Source organism: Nonomuraea maheshkhaliensis (assembly GCF_039529435.1).
Taxonomy (GTDB): domain Bacteria; phylum Actinomycetota; class Actinomycetes; order Streptosporangiales; family Streptosporangiaceae; genus Nonomuraea; species Nonomuraea maheshkhaliensis.
Genome location: NZ_BAAAMU010000342.1, coordinates 1 through 540 on the forward strand (window position 1 = coordinate 1; position 540 = coordinate 540).

Genomic DNA, 540 nt, shown 5'->3' on the forward strand with positions numbered 1-540 from the left:
GGCCCCGCCGTGACCGTCGACACGGCGTGTTCGTCGTCGTTGGTGGCGTTGCACTTGGCGTGTGAGGCGTTGCGGCGTGGTGAGTGCTCGCTGGCGTTGGCGGGTGGGGTGACGGTGTTGTCCACGCCTGAGGTGTTCGTGGAGTTCTCGCGGCAGCGTGGGCTGGCGGGTGACGGACGGATCAAGGCGTTCGCGGAGGCTGCTGACGGGACGGTGTTCTCAGAGGGTGCGGGCATGGTGCTGGTGGAGCCGCTGTCGCGGGCCCGGGAGCTGGGGCATCGGGTCCTGGCGGTGGTCCGCGGTTCGGCCCTGAACCAGGACGGCGCCTCCAACGGGCTGACCGCCCCCTCCCAGGTGGCGCAGCGGGAGGTGCTGACCAGCGCGCTGGCCAAGGCCCGGCTGAGCGCGAGCGAGGTGGACGTGGTCGAGGGCCACGGCACCGGCACGATGCTGGGGGATCCGATCGAGGTGCAGGCGTTGCTGGGGGTGTACGGGCAGGGGCGTCAGGTGCCGCTCTGGCTCGGCTCGGTCAAGTCGAAC

Annotated in this window: 1 protein-coding gene; it reads left to right on the forward strand. The window is 71.3% G+C overall.

The window, feature by feature from the left end; genetic code table 11:
• Positions 1-540 (forward strand): beta-ketoacyl [acyl carrier protein] synthase domain-containing protein (locus ABFX54_RS56765; RefSeq protein WP_346115638.1); only part of this gene is annotated, 540 nt, incomplete at both ends.